At 56.4% G+C, this 24,328-nt stretch carries 21 protein-coding genes; 8 read left to right on the top strand and 13 right to left on the bottom strand.

Annotated features, from left to right (window positions below):
- Positions 1-71: 71 nt before the first annotated feature.
- The 6 genes from odhB to sdhC form a co-directional block, all read right to left on the bottom strand.
- Positions 72-1,298, bottom strand: a complete 1,227-nt coding sequence (odhB, locus tag ACNQ0T_RS18065; RefSeq protein WP_023299612.1) for a 2-oxoglutarate dehydrogenase complex dihydrolipoyllysine-residue succinyltransferase — start codon at positions 1,296-1,298, stop codon at positions 72-74.
- Positions 1,299-1,312: 14 nt separating this feature from the next.
- The gene (sucA, locus tag ACNQ0T_RS18060) at positions 1,313-4,120 is read right to left on the bottom strand and encodes a 2-oxoglutarate dehydrogenase E1 component (protein ID WP_022647462.1); all 2,808 of its coding nucleotides are present in this window, start codon (positions 4,118-4,120) and stop codon (positions 1,313-1,315) included.
- Between the two features lie 238 nt (positions 4,121-4,358).
- Entirely contained in the window at positions 4,359-5,075 is a 717-nt protein-coding gene (locus ACNQ0T_RS18055; RefSeq protein WP_022647461.1) for a succinate dehydrogenase iron-sulfur subunit, read from the bottom strand.
- A gap of 15 nt (positions 5,076-5,090) precedes the next feature.
- A complete protein-coding gene (sdhA, locus tag ACNQ0T_RS18050) occupies positions 5,091-6,857 on the bottom strand; it encodes a succinate dehydrogenase flavoprotein subunit (protein ID WP_417930286.1) in 1,767 nt (588 codons plus the stop codon).
- Positions 6,857-7,204 (bottom strand): succinate dehydrogenase membrane anchor subunit, encoded by a 348-nt coding sequence (gene sdhD / locus ACNQ0T_RS18045; protein WP_003858621.1) that lies wholly within the window; start codon positions 7,202-7,204, stop codon positions 6,857-6,859. Before sdhD ends, sdhA begins: the two co-directional genes overlap by 1 nt.
- Positions 7,198-7,602 carry a succinate dehydrogenase cytochrome b556 subunit gene (gene sdhC / locus ACNQ0T_RS18040; RefSeq protein ID WP_026080740.1) on the bottom strand — a complete coding sequence of 135 codons (405 nt, stop codon included), beginning with the start codon at positions 7,600-7,602 and terminating at the stop codon, positions 7,198-7,200. Before sdhC ends, sdhD begins: the two co-directional genes overlap by 7 nt.
- A gap of 639 nt (positions 7,603-8,241) precedes the next feature.
- On the opposite strand from sdhC, the gene ACNQ0T_RS18035 reads away from it, so the two are divergent.
- Positions 8,242-9,525: a citrate synthase gene (locus tag ACNQ0T_RS18035; RefSeq protein ID WP_006809584.1), complete on the top strand. Its 1,284-nt coding sequence runs from the start codon at positions 8,242-8,244 to the stop codon at positions 9,523-9,525.
- A gap of 84 nt (positions 9,526-9,609) precedes the next feature.
- On the opposite strand, the gene nei is transcribed toward ACNQ0T_RS18035, so the two are convergent.
- The 7 genes from nei to ACNQ0T_RS18000 all read right to left on the bottom strand — a co-directional run bounded on the left by nei (position 9,610) and on the right by ACNQ0T_RS18000 (position 15,715).
- Positions 9,610-10,401 carry an endonuclease VIII gene (nei, locus tag ACNQ0T_RS18030; RefSeq protein ID WP_023305704.1) on the bottom strand — a complete coding sequence of 264 codons (792 nt, stop codon included), beginning with the start codon at positions 10,399-10,401 and terminating at the stop codon, positions 9,610-9,612.
- An 18-nt stretch (positions 10,402-10,419) separates the two neighbouring features.
- Positions 10,420-11,160, bottom strand: a complete 741-nt coding sequence (gene pxpA, locus ACNQ0T_RS18025; RefSeq protein WP_023305703.1) for a 5-oxoprolinase subunit PxpA — start codon at positions 11,158-11,160, stop codon at positions 10,420-10,422.
- Entirely contained in the window at positions 11,147-12,079 is a 933-nt protein-coding gene (gene pxpC, locus ACNQ0T_RS18020) for a 5-oxoprolinase subunit PxpC (protein WP_063150782.1), read from the bottom strand. Before pxpC ends, pxpA begins: the two co-directional genes overlap by 14 nt.
- Positions 12,073-12,729 carry a 5-oxoprolinase subunit PxpB gene (gene pxpB / locus ACNQ0T_RS18015; RefSeq protein WP_022647457.1) on the bottom strand — a complete coding sequence of 219 codons (657 nt, stop codon included), beginning with the start codon at positions 12,727-12,729 and terminating at the stop codon, positions 12,073-12,075. The genes pxpC and pxpB overlap by 7 nt, the downstream gene beginning before the upstream one ends.
- Before the next feature lie 14 nt (positions 12,730-12,743).
- Positions 12,744-13,487 carry a type 2 GTP cyclohydrolase I gene (locus ACNQ0T_RS18010; RefSeq protein WP_417930301.1) on the bottom strand — a complete coding sequence of 248 codons (744 nt, stop codon included), beginning with the start codon at positions 13,485-13,487 and terminating at the stop codon, positions 12,744-12,746.
- A gap of 10 nt (positions 13,488-13,497) precedes the next feature.
- Positions 13,498-14,910 (bottom strand): deoxyribodipyrimidine photo-lyase, encoded by a 1,413-nt coding sequence (phrB, locus tag ACNQ0T_RS18005; RefSeq protein WP_417930285.1) that lies wholly within the window; start codon positions 14,908-14,910, stop codon positions 13,498-13,500.
- Positions 14,911-15,508: 598 nt separating this feature from the next.
- On the bottom strand, positions 15,509-15,715 hold the full coding sequence (locus ACNQ0T_RS18000; RefSeq protein WP_014069366.1) for a YbfA family protein: 207 nt from the start codon (positions 15,713-15,715) through the stop codon (positions 15,509-15,511).
- 310 nt (positions 15,716-16,025) lie between these two features.
- Here ACNQ0T_RS18000 and kdpF point away from each other — a divergent pair, with 310 nt between their 5' ends.
- The 7 genes from kdpF to speFL all read left to right on the top strand — a co-directional run bounded on the left by kdpF (position 16,026) and on the right by speFL (position 24,194).
- Positions 16,026-16,115 carry a K(+)-transporting ATPase subunit F gene (gene kdpF, locus ACNQ0T_RS17995; RefSeq protein ID WP_003858638.1) on the top strand — a complete coding sequence of 30 codons (90 nt, stop codon included), beginning with the start codon at positions 16,026-16,028 and terminating at the stop codon, positions 16,113-16,115.
- Entirely contained in the window at positions 16,115-17,794 is a 1,680-nt protein-coding gene (gene kdpA / locus ACNQ0T_RS17990) for a potassium-transporting ATPase subunit KdpA (RefSeq protein WP_045621782.1), read from the top strand. The genes kdpF and kdpA overlap by 1 nt, the downstream gene beginning before the upstream one ends.
- Before the next feature lie 18 nt (positions 17,795-17,812).
- Positions 17,813-19,861, top strand: coding sequence for a potassium-transporting ATPase subunit KdpB (kdpB, locus tag ACNQ0T_RS17985; protein ID WP_023305699.1), 2,049 nt, complete (start codon positions 17,813-17,815; stop codon positions 19,859-19,861).
- Positions 19,862-19,873: 12 nt separating this feature from the next.
- On the top strand, positions 19,874-20,449 hold the full coding sequence (gene kdpC, locus ACNQ0T_RS17980; RefSeq protein WP_022647452.1) for a potassium-transporting ATPase subunit KdpC: 576 nt from the start codon (positions 19,874-19,876) through the stop codon (positions 20,447-20,449).
- Positions 20,450-23,137 (top strand): two-component system sensor histidine kinase KdpD, encoded by a 2,688-nt coding sequence (gene kdpD / locus ACNQ0T_RS17975; RefSeq protein WP_038415691.1) that lies wholly within the window; start codon positions 20,450-20,452, stop codon positions 23,135-23,137.
- The gene (gene kdpE, locus ACNQ0T_RS17970; RefSeq protein ID WP_022647450.1) at positions 23,134-23,811 is read left to right on the top strand and encodes a two-component system response regulator KdpE; all 678 of its coding nucleotides are present in this window, start codon (positions 23,134-23,136) and stop codon (positions 23,809-23,811) included. The genes kdpD and kdpE overlap by 4 nt, the downstream gene beginning before the upstream one ends.
- A 278-nt stretch (positions 23,812-24,089) precedes the next feature.
- Positions 24,090-24,194, top strand: a complete 105-nt coding sequence (speFL, locus tag ACNQ0T_RS17965; RefSeq protein ID WP_003858645.1) for a leader peptide SpeFL — start codon at positions 24,090-24,092, stop codon at positions 24,192-24,194.
- Positions 24,195-24,328 lie beyond the last annotated feature (134 nt).

Genomic DNA, 24,328 nt, shown 5'->3' with positions numbered 1-24,328 from the left:
TCGTTATCTTCAAACCTGTAGACCGGCGCTACGCTTATCCGGCCTACAGGGCAGGTGATGCTAAATAGTTACTAAACGTCCAGCAGCAGACGCGTTGGATCTTCCAGCAGCTCTTTAATGGCAACCAGGAAGCCTACGGACTCGCGGCCGTCGATCAGGCGGTGATCGTATGAGAGCGCCAGGTACATCATCGGCAGGATCTCAACTTTACCGTCTACCGCCATTGGACGATCTTTAATGGCGTGCATACCCAGGATCGCGCTCTGCGGCGGGTTGATGATCGGGGTAGACATCAGCGAGCCGAACACGCCACCGTTGGTAATGGTGAAGTTACCGCCGGTCAGGTCTTCAACGGTCAGCTTGCCGTCGCGGCCTTTCACGGCCAGCTCTTTGATTTTCTTCTCAATGTCAGCCATACCCAGGGTGTCCACGTCACGCAGAACCGGGGTGACCAGGCCGCGTGGGGTAGAAACCGCCATGCTGACGTCGAAGTAGTTGTGGTAAACCACGTCATCGCCATCGATAGACGCGTTCACTTCCGGGTAGCGTTTCAGCGCTTCAACTACCGCTTTCACGTAGAAGGACATGAAGCCCAGACGGATACCGTGACGTTTTTCAAACGCGTCACCGTACTGCTTGCGCAGGTCCATGATTGGCTTCATGTTGACTTCGTTGAAGGTGGTCAGCATCGCGGTGGAGTTTTTCGCTTCCAGCAGACGCTCGGCCACGCGCTTGCGCAGGCGGGTCATCGGCACGCGTTTTTCGCTACGTGCGCCCAGAGCTGGCTGTGCCGCTGGTGCTGCCGCAGGGGCTTTCGCTTCCGCTTTCGCCTCTGAAGGCGCTTTTGCCAGATGCTTGTCGATATCTTCGCGAGTCAGACGGCCACCCACGCCGGTACCTTTGATGGCTGCCGGATCGAGGCTGTGCTCAGCCAGCAGGCGACGGATCGCCGGGCTGAGCGCGTCATTGGTTTGCTCTTCCAGAGACGCCTGCTGGCGCTGGGCTGGGGTAGACGCTTTCTCTTCAGATTTCGCGCTGGACTCTTTGCCCGCGCTGTTGCCTTCACGCAGGCGACCCAGGATCTGGCGAGAAGTCACGGTCGTACCTTCGTCTTCCAGGACTGCATCCAGAATGCCATCCGCTGAAGCCGGTACTTCCAGTACCACTTTGTCAGTTTCGATTTCTACCAGCACTTCGTCACGGGTTACCGCGTCGCCTGGTTTTTTGTGCCAGGTGGCGACGGTTGCATCTGCTACGGACTCAGGCAGGTCGGGAACAAGAATATCTACGCTACTCATTATGTATCCTTTAATTAATCGACGTTCAGCGCGTCATTGACCAGATCTTGTTGCTGCTTCTGGTGAACGGACATATACCCTACCGCCGGAGAGGCGGAGGCCGGGCGACCTGCATAACGCAGGGCAGACCCAAATGGAATCACTTCACGGAAATGATGCTGGCTGCAATACCATGCGCCCTGGTTGAGCGGCTCTTCCTGGCACCAGACAAAATCATGAACGTGAGCGTACTGTTTCAGTACTTCCTGCATCGCCTGATGCGGGAACGGATAAAGCTGCTCGATACGCACGATGGCGACATCTTTCTGATCGTTCTTACGGCGCTGTTCCAGCAGGTCGTAATAAACCTTACCAGAACACATTACGACACGCTTAACGGCCTGCGGATCCAGCTCGTCAATTTCACCGATGGCTGGCAGGAAGGTGCCGTTAGCCAGTTCATCCAGGCTCGAAACCGCCAGCGGATGACGCAGCAGGGATTTTGGCGACATGACCACCAGCGGACGACGCATACCGCGCAGCGCCTGACGACGCAGCATGTGGTACACCTGAGCCGGGGTGGACGGCACGCAGACCTGCATGTTCTGCTCGGCGCAGAGTTGCAGATAACGCTCCAGACGCGCGGAGGAGTGCTCCGGCCCTTGTCCTTCATAGCCGTGCGGCAGCAACATCACCAGACCACACATACGGCCCCACTTCTGCTCACCGGAGGAGATGAACTGGTCGATGACGACCTGCGCACCGTTGGCGAAGTCACCGAACTGCGCTTCCCAGATAGTCAGGGTGCGGGGTTCTGCGGTGGCGTAGCCGTATTCGAAGGCCAGAACCGCTTCTTCTGACAGCACGGAGTCCCAGACCTTGAACTGGCCCTGACCGTTATGCACGTGCTGAAGCGGAGTATAGGTTGAACCGTTAGACTGGTTGTGAACAACCGCATGACGGTGGAAGAAGGTGCCACGACCCGCATCTTCACCGGACAGACGAACCGGAATACCTTCGTCAACCAGCGTCGCATAGGCCAGCGTTTCCGCGCCGCCCCAGTCGAACAGCTTCTCACCCGCCGCCATGGCCTGGCGGTCGCCATAGATCTTGGCCACGCGGGATTGCATCTCGATCGCTTCCGGCACGGTGCTGATGCGTTTAGCCAGCTCCTGCAAACGCTTCATCTCAACCTTGTTCGGGTAGCTCTCGTCCCACTCGTGGTTGAGGTACGGCGACCAGGTAAAGGAGTGCATGTTCATTGGGCGCAGCTCTTTGACCACGCATTCACCCGCGTCCAGCGCGTCGCGATAAAGATTGACCATTTCGGTCGCATCTTCCAGCGTCGCCACTTTTTCGCTTTCCAGCTTGTCAGCATAGATTTTACGCGGCGTCGGGTGTTTTTTGATTTTCTGGTACATCAGCGGCTGGGTTGCACTTGGCTCATCCGCTTCGTTGTGGCCGTGACGGCGGTAGCAGAAGAGGTCAATGAACACGTCGCGCTTAAAGGTGTTACGGAAGTCCAGCGCCAGACGGGTAACGAAAGCAACGGCTTCCGGGTCATCCGCGTTTACGTGGAAGATTGGCGCCTGAACCATTTTACCGATGTCGGTGCAGTACGGGGTAGAACGCGCATCCAGCGGGTTAGAGGTGGTGAAGCCCACCTGGTTGTTGATTACGATGCGAACGGTACCGCCCACTTCATAACCACGCGCTTTCGACATGTTCAGGGTTTCCTGAACCACGCCCTGCCCTGTGACTGCCGCATCACCGTGAATGGTGATTGGCAGCACTTTATTGCTGCTCGGCTCGTCCAGACGATCCAGACGCGCACGCACGGAACCGATAACCACCGGGCTGACGATTTCCAGGTGCGACGGGTTAAACGCCAGCGCCAGGTGAACCTGACCGCCCTCGGTTTCGATATCCGACGAGAAGCCCATGTGATACTTCACGTCACCGGTGCCGAGGTGCTCTTTATGTTTACCCGCAAATTCGTCGAACAGATCCTGCGGTTTTTTACCCAGCACGTTAACCAGCACGTTCAGACGGCCACGGTGCGCCATGCCCAGCACCACTTCGCGCGTGCCGCTCTTACCGGCATGACGAATCAGCTCTTTCAGCATCGGGACTAACGCATCGCCGCCCTCCAGTGAGAAGCGTTTTGCGCCCGGGAATTTCGCGCCCAGATAGCGCTCAAGGCCTTCGGCTGCCGTCAGTTCGCTCAGGAAACGTTTTTTCTCGTCTGCTGAGAAATTCGCGTGACCCGCCACGGATTCGATACGCTGCTGGATCCAGCGTTTCTCTTCGGTGGAGGTAATGTGCATATATTCCGCGCCGATGGAGCCGCAGTAGGTTTGCTTGAGCGCATCAATCAGATCGCCCAGCTTCATCGTGTCTTTGCCGATGGCAAAGGAACCTACGTTAAAGCTTTCCTGGAAATCGGCCTCGGTCAGATCGTGATAAGCCGGATCGAGATCCGCTACACGTTCCTGCTGCCACAGTCCCAGCGGATCGAGATTAGCATGCTGGTGACCACGGAAGCGATAAGCGTTGATAAGCTGCAGGACTTTTACCTGCTTCGCATTGGTGTCAGGGTCGGAAATCGCAGAAGAGTAACGTGAGGCATCCTTCGCCAGACGACGGAAATAATCACGTGTTTTTGAATGGAATTGATCCGGTTTGACCCCTGTACCAGGCAACTGCTGGAACATGGAACGCCAGTTTGCGTCCACTGAGTCAGGATCGGTTAAGAAGTCTTCATAGAGCTGTTCTATCCAGCTCTGGTTTGAACCAGAGAGGTAAGAAGAGTCCAGCCAGGCTTTCATTGCGCCGTTCTGCATCGTGATCCCTTAAGCATTTTTATGCTTACTTTCGCCGTAGAAACTACCACGCACACCACGTGTACGTGCCGGGGTTCACCTGCGAGCTCTTTTCATTTGGCCCGCGAAGGAACCTTTAGAAACTGTCTAAACTTCAGGGCAGTTTTTAAAGGTTTCTGCAATTTGCCCGGTGGCGCTACGCTTACCGGGCCTACTGTTACGTAGGCCGGATAAGCGCAGCGCCATCCGGCGTTGTTACTTACGCACTGCGCTGCAACAACATCGACTTAATATGGCCGATGGCGCGCGTCGGGTTCAGCCCCTTAGGACACACACTGACGCAGTTCATGATGCTATGGCAGCGGAATACGCTGAAAGCGTCACTTAACCCTTCCAGACGATTCTCGGTTTCGGTATCGCGGCTGTCGATCAGGAAGCGATAGGCAGCCAGCAGACCCGCAGGGCCGATAAATTTATCCGGGTTCCACCAGAATGACGGGCATGACGTTGAACAGCATGCACAGAGAATACACTCGTACAACCCATCGAGCTTTTCACGCTGCTCAGGCGACTGTAAGTGCTCGCGAGCGGGTGGATTCTGCCCATTATTCAATAAGTAAGGCTTAATCTTCTCATATTGTGCATAGAATTGCCCCATGTCCACCACCAAATCACGCACGACCGGCAGGCCAGGCAGAGGACGGATGACAATTTTCTGGCCTGCACGCTGTAGCGCTGAAATTGGCGTGATACAGGCCAGACCGTTTTTGCCGTTCATGTTTACACCGTCAGAGCCACATACCCCTTCACGGCAGGAGCGGCGGAACGACAGCGTAGGATCTTTTTCTTTCAGCTGGATTAAAGCATCCAGCAGCATCATGTCACGACCTTCTTCCGCTTCGAGGGTGTAATCCTGCATACGCGGAGCATCGTCTACATCCGGGTTATAACGATAAACTGAGAATTCGAGTTTCATTATCCTGTCTCCGCATTAGTAAGTACGAATCTTCGGCGGGAACGCCGGACGCAGTTTCGGTTCCATGTTAACGCTACGACGCGTCATGGTTTCCGACTCTGGCAGATACAGGGAATGGCACAGCCAGTTTTCGTCATCACGATCCGGGAAGTCGAAGCGGCTATGGGCGCCACGGCTTTCGGTACGGAAGTTTGCCGACATCGCAGTGGCGAACGCGGTTTCCATCAGGTTATCCAGCTCCAGGCACTCAACGCGCTGGGTGTTGAACTCGCTCGAGGTATCGTCCAGACGGGCATTCTTCAGACGCTCGCGGATCGTTTTCAGCTGCTCCAGCCCTTTGGCCATCGCGTCACCTTCACGGAATACCGAGAAGTTGTGCTGCATACACTCTTGCAGCGCTTTACGGATTTCCACCGGATCTTCGCCGTTACGGTTGCCGTTCCAGCGGTTGAGGCGCTCAAGAGAGGCATCAATCTCGTCGTCGGTCGCATCACGCAACGCGCCCTGCTCGGCAATAGATTCCTGGAGATGCAGCCCCACCGCACGGCCAAATACCACCAGGTCCAGCAGGGAGTTGCCGCCCAGACGGTTTGCGCCGTGCACGGATACGCAGGCAATTTCGCCTACCGCGAACAGACCAGGGATGACCACGTCTTCACCCTGCTCGTTCACGGTCAGCGCCTGACCGGTCACTTTGGTCGGAATACCGCCCATCATGTAGTGACAGGTTGGGATAACCGGAATCGGCTCTTTTACCGGGTCGACGTGGGCGAAGGTGCGGGACAGTTCCAGAATGCCCGGCAGACGGGATTCCAGCACTTCTTTACCCAGATGGTCGAGTTTCAGCTTCGCGTGCGGGCCCCAAGGGCCGTCGCAGCCGCGGCCTTCACGGATTTCGATCATGATGGAACGCGCCACCACGTCACGGCCCGCCAGGTCTTTCGCATTCGGGGCATAACGCTCCATAAAGCGCTCGCCATGTTTGTTCAGCAGATAGCCACCTTCACCACGGCAGCCTTCTGTCACCAGCACGCCCGCACCGGCGATACCGGTTGGGTGGAACTGCCACATCTCCATGTCCTGCACCGGCACGCCAGCGCGGATAGCCATCCCAACGCCGTCACCGGTGTTGATGTGGGCGTTGGTAGTGGACTGATAGATACGGCCTGCGCCGCCGGTGGCCAGCACGGTTGCGCGCGCTTTGAAATAGACCACTTCACCGGTTTCAATGCACAGTGCGGTACAACCCACCACCGCGCCATCGGCGTTTTTCACCAGATCCAACGCATACCACTCGGAGAAGATGGTGGTGTGGTTTTTCAGGTTTTGCTGATAAAGGGTGTGCAGCAAAGCGTGACCGGTACGGTCAGCCGCTGCTGCGGTACGTGCCGCCTGTTCGCCGCCGAAGTTTTTCGACTGGCCGCCAAACGGACGCTGATAGATGGTGCCATTTTCCAAACGGGAGAACGGCAGACCCATGTGGTCCAGCTCCAGAATCGCTTCCGGGCCGGTTTTACACATATATTCGATGGCATCCTGGTCGCCGATGTAGTCGGAACCTTTTACCGTATCGTACATGTGCCATTCCCAGTTATCTTCATGGGAATTACCCAGCGCAACGGTGATACCGCCCTGCGCAGACACAGTGTGGGAACGGGTCGGGAATACTTTAGAGAGCAGCGCACAGGTCTGGCCGATCTGGGAAATTTGCAGTGCGGCGCGCATACCTGCGCCACCCGCACCAATCACAACAGCATCAAATTCTCTGACTGGCAGTTTCATTACACACCCCACACCACAACAAATCCATAAATGACGTAAACCAGCAGAGCAACAACAATAATCAGTTGCAGCGGAAGGCGAATCGCCAGCGGTTTAACGTAATCGGTCAACACCTGCCACATGCCAATCCAGGCATGAATAAGGATGGAGAACAGGGCCAGCAGGGTGAACACTTTGGTGAAGGCCGATCCGAAGAAACCACTCCAGATTTCCCACGTCAGTGTGCCGCTAGTGGCGAAGAAACCGATCATATAGATGATGTAGAGCGTGAGGACGATGGCGGTAGCGCGGACCAGGATGAAGTCATGTACGCCGTTGCGTCCTAATGCGGAGGCGTTGCTTACCATACGAGAACTCCTGCGAGAAGTGAAAGCACGACAGTGATCACAAATGAAATGTTAGCGGTACGTTTACCGGCCTCGAACGTCTCTTCCAGGTAGCCAAAGTCCATCAGCATATGGCGAACGCCGCCAACCACGTGATAGGCCAGTGCGGTCAGAATGCCCCACATGATAAATTTCACGAAGAAGCTGTTCATGATGGCTGAGGCCTGGAGGAATCCTTCAGGGGATGAGAGGCTGGTTCCCAGTAACCACAGCAAGATACCGACCGCCACAAACGTAATCACACCAGAAACACGGTGCAGAATGGACGCTATTGCTGTTACAGGGAATCGGATCGTTTTGAGATCCAGATTGACAGGTCTTTGTTTTTTCACATTTCTTATCATGAATAACGCCCACATGCTGTTCTTATTGTTTCCTTCCTCCGGACTGCGATGCGGGTCAGACAGCGTTCCTTTTCTATAACTGCGCGTCATGCAAAACATTGCTTCCAAATGCTAAAACGACACGTTACAACGCTGGGTGGCTCGGGATTGCAGGGTGTTCCGGAGACCTGGCGGCAGTATAGGCCGTTCACAAAATCATTACAATTAACCTACATACAGTTTGTTGGGTTTTCTCTGGAACAGTGATCGGGGTCACGATAACAACATCTTTTTAATTTTTAATCATCTGATTTGACAAATGTTAAACAATATTGTTACAAACGTCATCAGAAAAGGCATATAATGCGCAAAAGTTATGAGGTCTCTCTTTCACCTGACAAATAGTTATGTAACAGTGTGATGGTATTGACCGAAGTTATCAGGACAGTTATTAGTGATATACAGGTTTGAATAATTCGGACTGCAAAAACGCTGATTTGCTGTTGTTTCACTGATATTTCATTCGTTTACCTGCAAGGCGCCATAGCTCTGTACCCTGGTTTCTCCTCGTGAGCTGAGCGGTAAGCCAAATAACAATCTGGTAACGATGATTAACAGCTGAAAGCAAATCCGGTAAAGCGCAGTCTTAAGCATAAGGCGCTAAGGAGACCGTAAATGGCTGATACAAAGGCAAAACTCACCCTAAATGGTGATGATGCTATTGAACTGGATGTGCTAAAAGGCACGCTCGGTCAGGATGTTATTGATATCCGTACGCTGGGTTCCAAAGGGGTATTCACCTTTGACCCTGGATTCACCTCCACCGCATCTTGCGAATCCAAAATCACCTACATTGACGGTGACGAAGGTATCCTGCTCCATCGCGGCTTCCCCATCGATCAGTTAGCCACCGAATCCAACTATCTGGAAGTGTGCTACATCCTGCTGAACGGCGAAAAACCGACGCAGGCCCAGTACGATGAATTTAAAACCACCGTGACCCGTCACACCATGATCCATGAGCAGATTACCCGTCTGTTCCATGCGTTCCGTCGTGACTCTCATCCGATGGCGGTCATGTGCGGTATTACCGGTGCGCTGGCGGCGTTCTACCACGATTCTCTGGACGTGAATAACCCACGTCACCGTGATATCGCGGCGTTCCGTCTGCTGTCCAAAATGCCTACCATGGCGGCGATGTGTTACAAATACTCTATCGGTCAGCCGTTTGTGTATCCACGCAACGACCTTTCCTACGCAGGTAACTTCCTGCGCATGATGTTCTCCACGCCGTGTGAAGAGTATGAAGTGAACCCGGTGCTGGAACGCGCGATGGACCGTATTCTGATCCTGCACGCTGACCACGAACAGAACGCCTCGACCTCTACCGTCCGTACCGCGGGTTCTTCCGGCGCGAACCCGTTCGCCTGTATCGCTGCGGGTATCGCCTCCCTGTGGGGACCGGCGCACGGCGGCGCGAACGAAGCAGCACTGAAGATGCTGGAAGAGATCAGCTCCGTTGAGCACATTCCTGAGTTCGTGCGCCGCGCGAAAGACAAGAATGACTCCTTCCGTCTGATGGGCTTCGGTCACCGTGTTTACAAAAACTACGACCCTCGCGCGACTGTTATGCGTGAGACCTGCCACGAAGTGCTGAAAGAGCTGGGCACCAAAGATGATCTGCTGGAAGTGGCGATGGAGCTGGAACACATCGCGCTGAACGACCCGTACTTCATCGAGAAGAAACTCTACCCGAACGTCGATTTCTACTCCGGCATTATTCTGAAAGCGATGGGCATTCCGTCTTCCATGTTCACCGTGATCTTCGCCATGGCGCGTACCGTAGGCTGGATTGCGCACTGGAACGAAATGCACAGCGAAGGCATGAAAATCGCCCGTCCTCGTCAGCTGTATACCGGCTACGAGCAGCGTGACTTTAAGTCTGACATTAAGCGCTAAAAAACACGCCCGGCGGCGCTTCGCTTGCCGGGCCTACAAGTGCGAGATGTAGGCCGGGTAAGGCGTAGCCGCCACCCGGCTTTTTTACATCTGGCACCCAGGACACCAGTAAAACGGTCTGGAAGAGATCGTCGCCTTCTCAATCACCCCGCCGCACCGCTCACACTTTTTACCCGCCCGATGAAAGACCTTGAAGCGAAACAACGCCCCGTGATGCTTGTTCTCATCCACCATGCCGCGCGTGTTGTACGACAGCCGTGGAATATCCAGCAACGCGTGCGACAGCGCCTCCAGCTTTTCATCGCTTAGCTGCGACGCTTTGTGCTGCGGCGCCAGCCCGACTTCCCAGAGGATCTCCACCCGCAGGTAGTTTCCCAGCCCCGCCAGAAATGCCTGATCGAGCAACAGCCCGGAAAACTGCCGGTTGCGGAATGTGGGCGATAACAGCCGGGCTTTCACATCGCTTGCCGTCAGGCGCATATCCAGCACGTCCGGCCCAACCCGCTGTAAGAACGGGTGCGTGAGCAACTGCTCCGGCGTTAACATTTCGATATCAGAAGCGCTGTAGAGCAGGATCGCCTTATCCGCCGTTTGTAGCCGCACGCGCAGCACGCGGGTCGTTTGCGGCTGCTCGTCCGCCTTTACCACCCGCCAGACGCCGTAAAGCTGATTGTGGCTATATAACGTCAGGTTATGGGAAAAGTGGGTGAGTAACGCTTTGCCGCGCGTTTCAATGTGGGTCACCGTCTGTCCCACCAGCTGCGATTCAAACGGTTTGAGTTGAGGAAAGGCAAACCAGACGTGTGTCAGAGGTTTGCCCTTTATCGCCGCCTCCAGGCTATCCGCCGCGCGGCGGATCTCCGGACCTTCTGGCATGTTATTGTCCTTTCATGATTATTCTGCGCTGACAACAATGCCCTCTTCCGAGAACGCCGCCCGCAGGCGTCGTGCAAACTGGAGCGCATGCTCGCCGTCACCGTGTAAGCACACCGTATCAGCCTGAACGTTTGCCGTTGTACCCTCCGTTGAGGTTACTCGCCCGAAGCGCACCATCTCCAGCGTCTGCGCCAGCGCTTTACCTTCGTCGGTGATCAGCGCACCGGCCTGCGTACGCGGAACCAGGCTACCGTCCGGCAGGTATCCCCGATCGGCAAACACTTCCTGCCGCGTAATCAGCCCCAGCCGTTCGCCGGCACGGATAAGCTCGCTGCCCGCCAGGCCCACCAGCACCAGACGCGGATTGCAGTCCCGTACCGCGCGAGCAATGGCGTCTGCCAGCGCCGGATCTTTCGCCGCCTGGTTATAGAGCATGCCGTGCGGCTTGACGTGACGCAACACGCCCTTCTCAGCGCGCACTATCGCCTCCAGGGCACCGATCTGGTAGAGCATTTGCGCGTAAACCGTCTCAGGCGGCAGATCCATCGCCGTGCGACCAAAGTTTTCCCGGTCCGGAAAGCTGGGGTGAGCGCCTATCGCCACGCCGTTTTTCATGGCATTGCGCACGCTCGCCAGCATGGTCTGCGCATCGCCGGCATGAAACCCACAGGCGATGTTCACCGAGGAGACCAGCGTCATCAGCGCCGCATCGGCGCTGCTGCCCTCCCCCAGATCGGCGTTTAAATCAATCTTTACCATCGAGCCTCCACGCCAGCTGTTCGAGATAACGCTGCTGATCCTGACGGGCTTTCAGCGCCTCCTCCAGCGAACACTGCACAAAATGAATTGGCTGACCGAGAGGAATTTGCGCCAGATGGTAGCGATCCGCTTCAATAATGCAGGCAATACGCGGATATCCTCCCGTGGTTTGCGCATCGTTCATCAGTACGATAGGCTGGCCGTTGCCCGGCACCTGAATCACCCCCGGCAACAGACCATGGGAAAGCAGCTCCCGGTCAGTCGTGCGGGTCAGCGGCTGGCCCTGAAGCCGGTAACCCATGCGGTTACTCTGCGGGCTGATCTTCCATGGCGAGCGCCAGAAAGACTCTTTTGAGGCCTCATCGAACTCATGATATTCCGGCCCCGGCAGGGCGCGGATCAGGTTCCCCCACAACAGCTGCTTCACGCCCTGCGTGATGGTGAAATGGCGCGCTGATGGCTTAATCGCCAGGCGATCGCCGTCGCGCAGCAGCCGTCCTTCATGTCCGCCCATTCCCGCTTTCTGGTCGGTGCTGGATGAGCCCAGCACCTCCGGCACGTCGATACCTCCCGCCACCGCAAGATAGCTGCGCACGCCGTGCAGAGGACGCTTGAGCGTCAGACGCTGTCCGGCTTTCGCCCGCAGGCGCCAGCCGGTCCACACCGTTTTGCCGTCCAGCGTCGCGTCACAGCCCGCGCCGGTTAAGGCAAACCAGGTTTCCTGACCAAACTCAATCACGCACTGACCCAGCGTAATTTCTAACGCCGCCGTGCTGCCGGCGTTGCCTACCAGCAGGTTGGCAATCTCCAGCGAGGGACGATCAAGCGCACCGCAGTAGCTCACGCCCGACTGACGCAGGCCAAAGCGCCCGGCATCCTGTACCGAGGTGTAAAGCCCTGCGCGAATAAGCGTTAACATATCCCCTCCTTTTGCGGGATAAAGCGCAGGGTATCCCCCGGACGCAGGAGTATGGGCGCGTCCTGGCCAGGTTCAAATAACGGCGTGGATGTGTGCCCGATAAGCTGCCAGCCTCCCGGCGAGGCGAGCGGATAAATTCCCGTCTGTTCGCCACCAATCGCCACGCTGCCCGCCGGTACGCTCAGGCGCGGCTCAGCCCGGCGCGGCGTATGCAACTGGGGCGATAACCCGCCCAGATAGGGGAAACCCGGCTGAAATCCCAAAAACCAGACAACATAGTCGACTGAGCTATGCAGCTCCACAACCTGCTTCTCCGTTAATCCACAGTGTTCGGCCACGACGCCAAGGTCGGGGCCTCCCTTGCCGCCATAGACAACCGGGATCTCAATCGTCCGCGATTCCGGCTCCAGCGCCTCGCTCTCCTCCCACCAGCGTTGCAGGCGCTCAATGGCATCCAGCGCCCCCGTGTGCGGATCACGCAGCACCACGGTGATATTATTCATACCCGGAATAGCTTCAACCACGCCAGGTAGCTCGGGCAGTCGCTGAGCCAGACGCCAGATACGCTTTTGCGTGGCAAGCGTCACCGGAGGCTCAAGCTCCAGAACTACCGCGGTTTCACCCAGAAGATAACAACGCGCTCGCTGCACTTAACTACCTCTCATCAGGCCGGATTAGGGATATCAATAAACGTCACATCCAGATCGGTATTTTCCGTCAGCCACTCGCTGAGGGCGCGGATGCCGCCACGCTCGGTGGCGTGATGGCCTGCCGCGTAAAAATGCAGGCCTTGTTCACGGGCAGAGTGAATGGTCTGCTCAGAAACCTCGCCGGTAATGAAGGCGTCGACACCGAAACGCGCCGCGCTATCAATAAAGCCCTGGCCGCCGCCGGTGCACCATGCCACGCGCTTCACGGTATCCGGCCCGGTGTCGCCGCACCACAGCGGACGACGCCCCAGGCGTGCTTCGATCCACGATGCCAGCTCCAGACCTGGAACCGGCATCGACAGTTCACCCCACGGCACCAGGGGTTCAATTTCGCCCATCACGGTAATCCCCAGCAGCTGCGCAAGCTGAACGTTATTCCCCAGTTCAGGATGCGCATCGAGCGGCAGGTGATAGCCGAACAGGTTGATGTCATTCGCCAGCAGCGTTTTGAGACGGTTGCGCTTCATGCCGCGAATAATCGGTGATTCGTTTTTCCAGAAATAACCGTGATGGACAATCACCGCGTCGGCTTCCTGACGCACCGCCTCATCCAGCAGCGCCTGGCTTGCCGTTACGCCGGTGATGATTTTTTGCACCGTCTCGCGACCCTCCACCTGTAAGCCATTCGGACCGTAGTCGCTAAACGAGGCGGTGTTGAGTTTTTCGTTAATCAGGCGTTCCAGTTCACTGTTTTTCATCATCATTCTCTCAAACTTTTCGGGCGGTTTCGTACGCCGCCAGCGTGGCGACGCGCGCCTGTTTATGGTCGACAATGGGACGGGGATAGTTCAGGGTAACACGCTGTTTATCCGCCCATGCCCAGGGTTCATGAATGGCTTTGGCGGGGACATCCTTAAGTTCAGGCAGCCAGCGACGGATAAACTCGCCGTCGACGTCAAATCGTTGTCCCTGCGTGGTCGGATTAAAGATCCGAAAATAGGGAGCCGCATCCGTGCCGGTGGAGGCCGCCCACTGCCAGCCGCCGTTATTCGCCGCCAGATCGCCATCGATCAGCTGAGAGATAAAATAACGCTCTCCGGTTCGCCAGTCGATAAGCAGATCCTTCACCAGGAAGCTGGCGGTAATCATACGCAGACGGTTATGCATCCACCCGGTTTCATTGAGCTGCCGCATAGCCGCATCAACAATCGGGAAGCCGGTAAGCCCACGCTGCCATGCCTTCAGCAGCTTATCATTCGACTGCCACTGTACCTTATCGGTCCAACGAATGAAGGGGCGATGTTTACATAAATCAGGATGATACGTCATCAGATGGCGATAAAACTCACGCCAGATCAGTTCGTTCAGCCACACTGCGCCCGCCCCCCCGTCTACCGCCTGAGGCTGTTCCGCCAGTAGCCGATGTAAACACTGGCGCGGGGAGAGCGCGCCCAGCGCTAAACAGGCCGACAGGCGGCTGGTGCCTTCAATCGCTGGAAAATCCCGCCGCGCCTCGTAATCCGCCGCCCCCTGCGCGCAGAACTGACGCAACCGGGCGATAGCCGCTTTCTCACTGGCGGGGAATACCGTTTCATCAAACGACTGCTGGGGATAATTCAGCCTGATGTCCTGCAGATCCGTTATCGTTTCCCCTCTTATGGCCGGGGCGGGAACGCATTCTGGCAGCCCCTCTTTCAGGCGTTTGATAAAAGCATTTTTAAACGGCGTGAAAACTTTATACATTTCGTGACTGCCGGTCATCACGCTGCCCGGTGCGAGCATCACGCTGTCATCAAAGCCTTCACAGACCACGCCCGTAAGGTTTTTCTCCAGCTGACGATCCCGCTGCTGCTCGTTAAATTCATACTGGTAGTTGTAAAAAAGACGCGTTACCGCGTGCTGCTTACAGATTGCCTGCACCATCTCAAGCTGTGCGGCAAAATCATGGGCCTCTTTATAGATCAGCGGAATGCCTTTTTCGGCCAGTGAATGTTGCAGGTCATTCAGATACGCGCTGAGTAATGCCGCTTGCCGGGGCGCCATGTCATGCTGCCGCCACTGTTCAGGCGTGGCGATAATCAGGGCCAGCACATTCGCGTCTTTAGCGCGGCAGGCGGCCGCGAGAGCGAAGTTGTCGTGAATGCGTAAATCCGCGCGAAACCAAACCAGATGGGTGGGCATAAAACTCCAGGCAATTGTCCATTATGTCCGTAAGGGCATGCCGTAAAAGGAAAAAGGCACGCATTGAACTACTTTGCCATGAAGTGTAGACGGGATGAAATAAAAAAGGCCGCCCGAGGCGGCCTTAACGCTACTTGTCCTGCGCTATCGGGGTAAAGGCAATAAACACATCCGGTTTATCACTCTTTACAACGAGTGCGCTGGCGACAATGAACGCGATGCATAAATAGCGTTTCACTATGCGGTCCCTGCTGCTAACCGCTCCACCTATCACCACCGGTGATAAATCGGTGGACACAAGCCCGGGTAGGCGGGCTGCTTTACGGCTATGGATACACCTTTCCCAGGACCGATGCCCATTTGCGAGATGGCGGAAAGGGACGTGGCATCATAATTAACACCAACGCCAAAAGTAAGTTATTTCAGTAAAATTAGGAATTTATAAAGGTGAAGTGGATTGCGAACTTTTTAAAGAAGGGTATGATAAAAATCCCGGGTAGGGGCTGCAAGATTACCCAACGGACCGCGAATCCCGAGGGACAAAAAAACCGCCACTTTGCTGTAGGCGGTTTTTTTATGGCTACGATGTCACACCGTATCAGTAGAAATCGCAGGTTGCTTTCTCGGCCTGATCCATCCACACCGGCTTTTCGCTGGTTTTCGCCCAGACGCGGTGCAGATAGCTGTAAAAACGTGCGCGATCTTTCCAGAACAGCATCACCGGCAGGGCCAGCACGCCAGCCACTACGGCGAAAGTGCGACGCATGAACACGATATGAGCCGGATACTCTTTATAAAGATCCATATTTTTCTCCCCTGTAGTTGGCCGGAAACCTTCTCCGGAAAATGTGAAATCTGTGACCTGGTTAAAATAATACCGCTTTGTTTGTAATTTTACTACTCATCCGACCACTTATTTTCATCCATTTCGTGAATATTTACATTCACGCCTGTAATTAAGTTACAAAAAAGTTAACAGTTTACTTAACAATAGTTAAATTGTGGTCTTTCCCATTTTTATACTTTTTTTACACCTGCCCTTCTGATTTTTGCGAAATCTTTGCGCCACAAATCCTACCGTTTGTACAACAACAAAAGTCACCCGGAGGTGGAGTGTGAGTGCAGGTCTGATTGCCGGCATCGTGCTGGTGTTCCTGTTATTGGGTTATCTGATTTATGCCCTGATTAATGCGGAGGCATTCTGATGGCTGCTCAGGCGTTTTTGCTTATTGCCAGCTTTTTACTGCTGCTGTTTGTGCTCGCCAGGCCGCTGGGAACAGCGCTGGCGCGGCTGATAAACAACGTGCCACTGCCGGGTACGCGAAAAATTGAAAACGTGCTCTGGCGCATTTCAGGTATCAGCGACCGCGAAATGAGCTGGGGCCAGTACCTGATGGCGATACTGCTTCTGAATATCGTGGGGCTTATTGCCCTCTTTACGCTGCTCATGCTCCAGGGCAATTTGCCGTTGAATCCGCAGCAGTTACCAGGTTTATCCTGGCATCTGGCGCTGAACACGGCGGTCAGCTTTGTCACCAATACCAACTGGCAGTCTTACGCCGGTGAAACCACGCTCAGCTACTTCAGCCAGATGGCCGGGTTAACCGTGCAAAACTTTCTGTCTGCAGCCAGCGGTATCGCGGTGATCTTCGCCCTGACGCGCGCGTTTGCCCGCCAGAATGTCAGCACGCTCGGCAACGCGTGGGTTGATGTCACGCGCATCACCCTTTGGATCCTGGTGCCTGTTGCGCTGATTATTGCCCTGTTCTTTATACAGCAAGGCACTCTGCAAAACCTGCTGCCTTATACCCCTTACACCTCGCTTGAAGGGGGCAGGGAACTCCTGCCAATGGGGCCAGTGGCGTCGCAGGAAGCAATCAAGATGCTGGGCACCAACGGGGGCGGCTTCTTCAACGCCAACTCATCGCATCCGTTTGAAAACCCAACGGCATTAACCAATTTTGTACAGATGCTGGCGATCTTCCTGATCCCCGCCGCGCTCTGCTTCGCCTTTGGCGATGTGGTTAACGATCGCCGCCAGGGCCGTACGCTGCTGTGGGCCATGTCGTTAATCTTCGTGGTCTGCGTAGCACTGGTGATGTGGGCCGAATGGAACGGCAACAGCCACTTTATGCAGCTGGGGGCTAACAGCAATATCAACCTGGAAGGCAAAGAGAGCCGCTTCGGCATTCTTGCCAGCAGCCTCTATGCGGTGGTCACCACAGCGGCCTCCTGCGGGGCGGTGAACGCCATGCACGACTCTTTCACCGCGCTTGGCGGCATGATCCCGATGTGGCTGATGCAGATTGGCGAGGTGGTCTTCGGTGGGGTCGGTTCGGGGCTGTACGGCATGCTGTTGTTCGTTCTGCTCGCCGTGTTTATCGCCGGGCTGATGATCGGCCGCACGCCGGAATATCTCGGCAAAAAAATCGACGTCCGCGAAATGAAATTAACCGCGCTGGCAATCCTGGTCACCCCCGCCCTTGTGCTGCTCGGTACCGCCCTGGCGCTGATGACCGACGCCGGGCGCAGCGGCATCTTTAACCCGGGCATTCACGGCTTTAGCGAAGTGCTTTACGCCGTTTCGTCTGCCGCAAACAACAACGGCAGCGCCTTTGCAGGGTTAAGTGCCAACTCACCGTTCTGGAACTGTCTGCTGGCGTTCTGCATGTTCTTCGGTCGTTTCGGCGTGATTATTCCCGTCATGGCGATCGCCGGAACACTGGTGAATAAGAAGATCCAGCCGACCACTACCGGTACGTTACCGACTCACGGCGCGCTGTTCGTCGGCCTGCTGATTGGCACCGTTCTGCTGGTAGGTGCCTTGACCTTTATCCCCGCCCTCGCGTTAGGCCCGGTTGCGGAATATCTCTCTTTACGCTGATTTTGCGGAGAATTTGTCATGAGTCGTAAACAACTGGCCCTGCTCGAACCGACGTTAGTTCGTCAGGCCCTCATGGATGCGGTAAAAAAACTGAGCCCGCGAGTGCAGTGGCACAACCCGGTGATGTTTATTGTCTGGACTGGAAGTTTACTCACCACCGCACTGGCGATTGCCATGGGAACGGGACACCTTTCAGGAAATGCAACCTTTACCGGCGCCATCAGCCTGTGGCTGTGGTTTACCGTGCTGTTCGCCAACTTTGCCGAAGCGCTGGCGGAAGGCCGCAGTAAGGCGCAGGCCAACAGTCTGAAAGGGGTCAAAAAAACCGCCTTTGCGCGCAAATTACGCGAACCTAAATACGGCGCGCAGATGGACCACGTTCCGGCGGATGAACTGCGCAAAGGTGACGTGGTGCTGGTGGAAGCCGGGGACATCATCCCCTGCGACGGGGAGGTAATTGAGGGCGGCGCGTCGGTAGACGAAAGCGCTATTACCGGGGAATCCGCGCCCGTGATCCGTGAGTCGGGCGGAGATTTCGCCTCAGTTACTGGCGGAACGCGCATTCTTTCCGACTGGCTGGTGATCCAGTGCAGCGTTAACCCGGGCGAAACCTTTCTCGACCGGATGATCGCCATGGTGGAAGGCGCACAGCGTCGTAAAACGCCGAACGAGATCGCCCTGACCATTCTGCTGGTGGCGCTCACCATTGTCTTCCTGCTGGCAACGGCGACCCTGTGGCCCTTCTCCGCCTACGGCGGTACAGCGGTCAGCATCACCGTACTGATCGCCCTGCTGGTCTGTCTGATCCCCACCACTATCGGCGGCCTGCTTTCCGCGATTGGCGTGGCGGGGATGAGCCGTATGCTGGGCGCGAACGTCATCGCCACCAGCGGACGCGCCGTTGAAGCGGCGGGTGACGTAGACGTACTGCTGCTGGATAAAACCGGGACCATCACCCTGGGTAATCGTCAGGCCTCTGACTTTTTACCCGCGCCGGGCGTGGATGAAAAAACGCTGGCCGACGCGGCACAGCTTTCTTCGCTGGCCGATGAGACGCCGGAAGGTCGCAGTATCGTGATCCTCGCCAAGCAGCGCTTTAACCTGCGCCAGCGCGACGTACAAAGCCTTCACGCCACGTTCGTGCCCTTTACGGCGCAAACCCGCATGAGTGGAATTAACATTCAGGACCGGATGATCCGTAAAGGGTCCGTTGATGCCATTCGCCGTCATATTGAAGCCAATAATGGACATTTCCCTCCGGAAGTCGACCACCTGGTGGAAAGCGTAGCGCGTCAGGGGGCAACCCCGCTGGTGGTGGCGGAAGGTGCAAGCGTTCTGGGGGTTATCGCTCTGAAGGATATCGTTAAAGGCGGTATTAAAGAGCGTTTCGCCCAGATGCGTAAGATGGGCATTAAAACGGTGATGATCACCGGGGATAACCGTCTGACTGCGGCGGCCATTGCCGCCGAAGCGGGCGTGGATGATTTCCTTTCCGAAGCGACACCGGAAGCGAAGCTGGCACTCATTCGCCAGTATCAGGCGGAAGGTCGTCTGGTGGCGATGACCGGCGACGGCACCAACGACGCCCCGGCGCTGGCGCAGGCCGACGTGGCGGTGGCGATGAACTCCGGTACCCAGGCGGCAAAAGAGGCGGGCAACATGGTGGATCTCGACTCGAACCCGACCAAGCTGATCGAAGTGGTGCATATCGGGAAGCAGATGCTGATGACGCGCGGCTCGCTGACCACGTTCAGTATCGCCAACGACGTGGCGAAGTATTTCGCCATAATCCCGGCGGCCTTTGCGGCAACCTATCCGCAGCTGAATGCCCTGAACGTAATGCACCTGCACTCTCCAGCCTCGGCCATTTTGAGCGCGGTGATCTTCAACGCGCTGATTATTGTCTTTCTTATTCCTCTGGCGCTGAAAGGGGTGAGCTATAAGCCATTGACGGCCGCCGCCATGCTGCGCCGTAACCTTTGGATTTACGGTCTGGGTGGGCTGGTGGTGCCCTTTATTGGAATCAAGGTTATCGACATGTTGTTAACGCTGTTCGGGCTGGTTTAAAAGGTGAATCTCATGACGATGTTACGTCCCGCTATACTGTTGTTTATTCTGCTGTCTCTGATTACCGGCGGGCTTTACCCGCTGATGACAACCGCGCTGGGCCAGTGGTGGTTTGAGGACCAGGCCAACGGCTCGCTGATTATCCAGAACGGTGAAAACCGTGGCTCGCGTCTGATTGGGCAAAACTTTACGGACCCGCGCTACTTCCAGGGACGCCCTTCCGCCACTGCGGAAAGCCCGTATAATCCAATGGCCTCCGGCGGCAGCAATCTGGCTGGCAGTAATCCTGACCTGGACAAAGCCGTTGCTGAACGCGTTGCCGCCCTGCGCGCCGCGAATCCGCAGGCCAGCCGTGAGGTGCCGGTTGAGCTGGTCACCGCCTCCGCGAGCGGGCTGGATTACAGCCTGACGCCGGACGCAGCGGCGTGGCAGATCCCACGCGTGGCCGCCGCCCGTCAGCTGACCGTCGAGCAGGTGAGCCAGCTGGTTGCAGAACATACGCAAAAGCCGCTGGTCAGCTTCATCGGCATGCCGGTAGTGAACATTGTTGAGCTGAATCTGGCGCTGGATGCGCTAAGGAAGAATTAAATGACCGATGAGCCCATGCGCCCGGATCCGGACAGGCTGCTTGAACAAACGGCTGAAGCCCACCGCGGCAAGCTGAAAATTTTCTTCGGCGCCTGCGCGGGCGTCGGGAAAACCTTCGCCATGCTGACGGAAGCCCAGCGGCTTCGGGCGCAGGGGCTTGATATTCTCATCGGCGTGGTGGAAACCCACGGTCGCAAAGAGACGGCGGCGCTGCTGACGGGGCTGGCGACGCAGCCGCCCCAGCGTATCAGCCATCGCGGTCGGCTGGTGACGGAGTTCGATCTTGATGCCGCCCTCGCCCGCCGCCCCGCGCTGATCCTGATGGACGAACTGGCGCACAGCAACGCGCCTGGCTCACGCCACCCGAAGCGCTGGCAGGATGTTGAGGAGCTGCTTGAAGCCGGCATCGACGTCTTCACCACGGTGAATGTTCAGCATCTGGAAAGCCTGAACGACGTGGTGAGCGGCGTAACCGGTATCCAGGTTCGGGAAACCGTCCCCGATCCGTTTTTTGATTCTGCCGATGAAGTCGTACTGGTTGACCTGCCGCCGGACGATCTGCGCCAGCGCCTGCACGAAGGCAAGGTGTATATTGCCGGCCAGGCCGAACGCGCCATCGAACATTTTTTCCGCAAAGGAAACCTGATTGCCCTGCGCGAGCTGGCCCTGCGCCGCACCGCCGATCGCGTAGATGACCAGATGCGCGCCTGGCGGGACCTGCAGGGGCGGGAGCGCGTCTGGCACACGCGTGACGCCATTCTGTTATGCATTGGTCACGGCAGCGGCAATGAAAAACTGGTCCGCACCGCCGCCCGGCTTGCGGCGAAGTTTGGCAGCGTCTGGCACGCGGTGTATGTCGAAACGCCACAGCTTCACGGCCTGCCGGAAAATCAGCGTCGCGCCATTTTGAGTGCGCTGCGGCTGGCGCAGGAGCTGGGTGCCGAAACCGCAACCCTGTCCGATCCGCAGGAAGATAAAGCCATTCTGCGCTACGCGCGCGAGCATAACCTGGGCAAGATTGTCATTGGACGTCGCCAGCATCGCCGCTGGTTTAGCCGCGAATCTTTTGCCGACAGGCTGGCCCGCCGCGCGCCGGATCTGGATTTAGTCATCGTCGCGCTGGATGACAAGCCCGCCCCCCTGCCCGGCCGTACGCCGGACGCACGCACCTTTGGCGATAAATGGCGCGTCCAGATCCGGGGCTGCCTCGTGGCCGTGGTCCTTTGCGCCCTGATTACGGTGATTGCCAGCCAGTGGCTAATCGCCTTCGATGCCGCCAATCTGGTCATGATTTATCTGCTGGGCGTCGTTGTGGTCGCGCTCTTTTATGGCCGCTGGCCGTCGGTGCTGGCAACGGTGATCAACGTCATCAGTTTCGACCTCTTTTTTATCGCTCCGCGCGGGACGCTTGCTGTCTCGGACGTGCAGTACATTCTGACCTTTGCCGTGATGCTTACCGTCGGGCTGGTGATCGGGAATCTGACGGCAGGCGTGCGCTACCAGGCACGCATTGCCCGCTATCGCGAGCAGCGCACCCGCCATCTGTATGAGATGTCAAAATCGCTGGCGGTCGGTCGCACGCAGCAGGATATCGTCCAGACCAGTGAGCAGTTTATCCGTTCGACCTTTCATGCCAGTAACCTGATTTTGCTCCCCGACGAGCAGGGGCGCCTTCGCCCGCTGACCTCCCCTTCGGGGATGACGCCCTGGGATGAAGCGATTGCCCGCTGGAGCTTTGATAAGGGTTTACCTGCCGGTGCCGGCACCGACACTCTGCCCGGGGTGCCTTACCAGATCCTGCCGCTGCGCAGCGCGGATAAAAATCACGGGCTGGTCATCGTCGAGCCGTCTAACCTGCGTCAGCTGATGATCCCCGAGCAGCAGCGCCTGCTGGAAACCTTCACCCTGCTGGTCGCCAGCGCCCTTGAACGGCTGGCGCTCACCGCCAGCGAAGAGCAGGCACGGCTGGCAAGCGAGCGCGAAAGTATTCGCAATTCGCTGCTGGCAGCGCTGTCTCACGATTTGCGCACCCCGCTTACCGTGCTGTTTGGCCAGTCCGAAATTCTGACGCTGGATCTGGCGGCGGAAGGATCAAAACATGCGATGCAGGCCAGCGAAATTCGTCAGCACGTGCTAAATACCACGCGTCTGGTGAACAACCTGCTGGACATGGCGCGCATTCAGTCCGGCGGGTTTAACCTCAAAAAAGAGTGGCTCACCCTTGAGGAGGTTGTCGGCAGTGCGCTGAAGATGCTGGAGCCGGGTCTCGGCGGGCGCCATATCGAGCTGGACATGCCGGAACCCCTGACGTTAATCCATGTGGATGGCCCGCTGTTTGAGCGCGTGCTGATTAATCTGCTGGAAAATGCCGCTAAATACGCCGGGACAAAGGCCCGGCTGGGGATTGCTGCCAGGGTGGATAAACGTGTGCTGCGGCTCGATGTCTGGGATACCGGGCCGGGTATTCCGGCCGGCCAGGAGCGCGCCATATTCGAAAAATTTGCGCGCGGTAATAAGGAATCTGCCATTCCGGGCGTCGGGCTGGGGCTGGCGATCTGCCAGGCGATTGTTGACGTGCATGGCGGCACCATTTCCGCAGAGAACCGCCCGGAAGGTGGGGCACGCTTTTGTGTTACACTTCCTCTTGAAACCCCACCAGAACTTGATGAATTACCAGAGGATTTGTGATTAACGTTCTGATTGTTGAAGATGAGCTCGCTATCAGCCGATTTCTGCGTACCGCGCTGGAAGGCGACGGTTTGCGCGTTCATGAAGCCGGTACGCTTCAACGGGGGTTAATTGAAGCCGCCACCCGCAAGCCAGATCTGGTGATCCTGGATCTGGGACTCCCGGATGGCGATGGCATCGATTTTATTCGTGAGGTGCGTCAGTGGAGCCAGATGCCCATTCTGGTGCTCTCTGCCCGCACCGAAGAGACGGATAAAATCGCCGCGCTGGATGCCGGAGCGGATGATTATCTGATAAAACCGTTTGGCATTGGCGAGTTACAGGCCCGGCTTCGTGTGGCGCTGCGTCGACACAGTGCCACCACTCCTTCTGAACCGGTGTACGTCTTTGGCGATATCCGCGTCGATCTTGCCGCCCGCCGCATCGTGCGAGGGGAAGAAGAGATCCACCTTACGCCTATCGAGTTTCGTCTGCTGGCCGTGTTGCTCAGTAACCACGGAAAAGTGTTAACGCAGCGACAGCTGTTAAGCCAGGTCTGGGGACCGAATGCTGTCGAACATAGTCACTATTTACGCATTTATATGGGACACCTTCGCCAGAAACTTGAAGCCGATCCCGCGCGTCCTCGTCATTTATTAACAGAAACCGGTATCGGATATCGATTTATGATCTGAATAAGTATTCACTTTAATTTTAAATAAAGAACACACCAGCCTGAATATAGCCATGAAAATAACGACGAGATTATTTTCATGCCTATATTCGCCCTCACTAAACATAATTAGAACACCAATTTAACACCAAACCAACAAAACAGCATTTTGATCTGCGTTATTCACTCATAACGACTAATTATTTCTGAAATGATCGGTTATTGGTGATCTATTTCACAGTTAATCCCTTTTTCCTGGATAAAATGACCGTGCTTTCAATTACTGAAAGGAAAATGAACATGGAAAACAATAATCGTTTAATGCCCCATATAAGGCGGACAACACATATCATGATGTTTGCCCACCGAAACTGTTTTGACTTTCATCTCTTTAACGCCCGGTAGTCCTTCGACTTCTGGCGCATCTGCTTACAGGTTATCCTGAAAAACGCTATTTTACAGGCTGTTGCCTGTGAACACCTGCGCTCATTCCTTGTGATTCAGATTCTCCGCAACCGGGCGGACTGAATTCTACTCAG

The sequence above is a fragment of the Enterobacter cloacae complex sp.6700776 genome (genome assembly GCF_048284255.1).
In the GTDB taxonomy this organism is placed as follows: domain Bacteria; phylum Pseudomonadota; class Gammaproteobacteria; order Enterobacterales; family Enterobacteriaceae; genus Enterobacter; species Enterobacter intestinihominis.
This window is presented reverse-complemented; position numbering and strand designations above follow the sequence as displayed.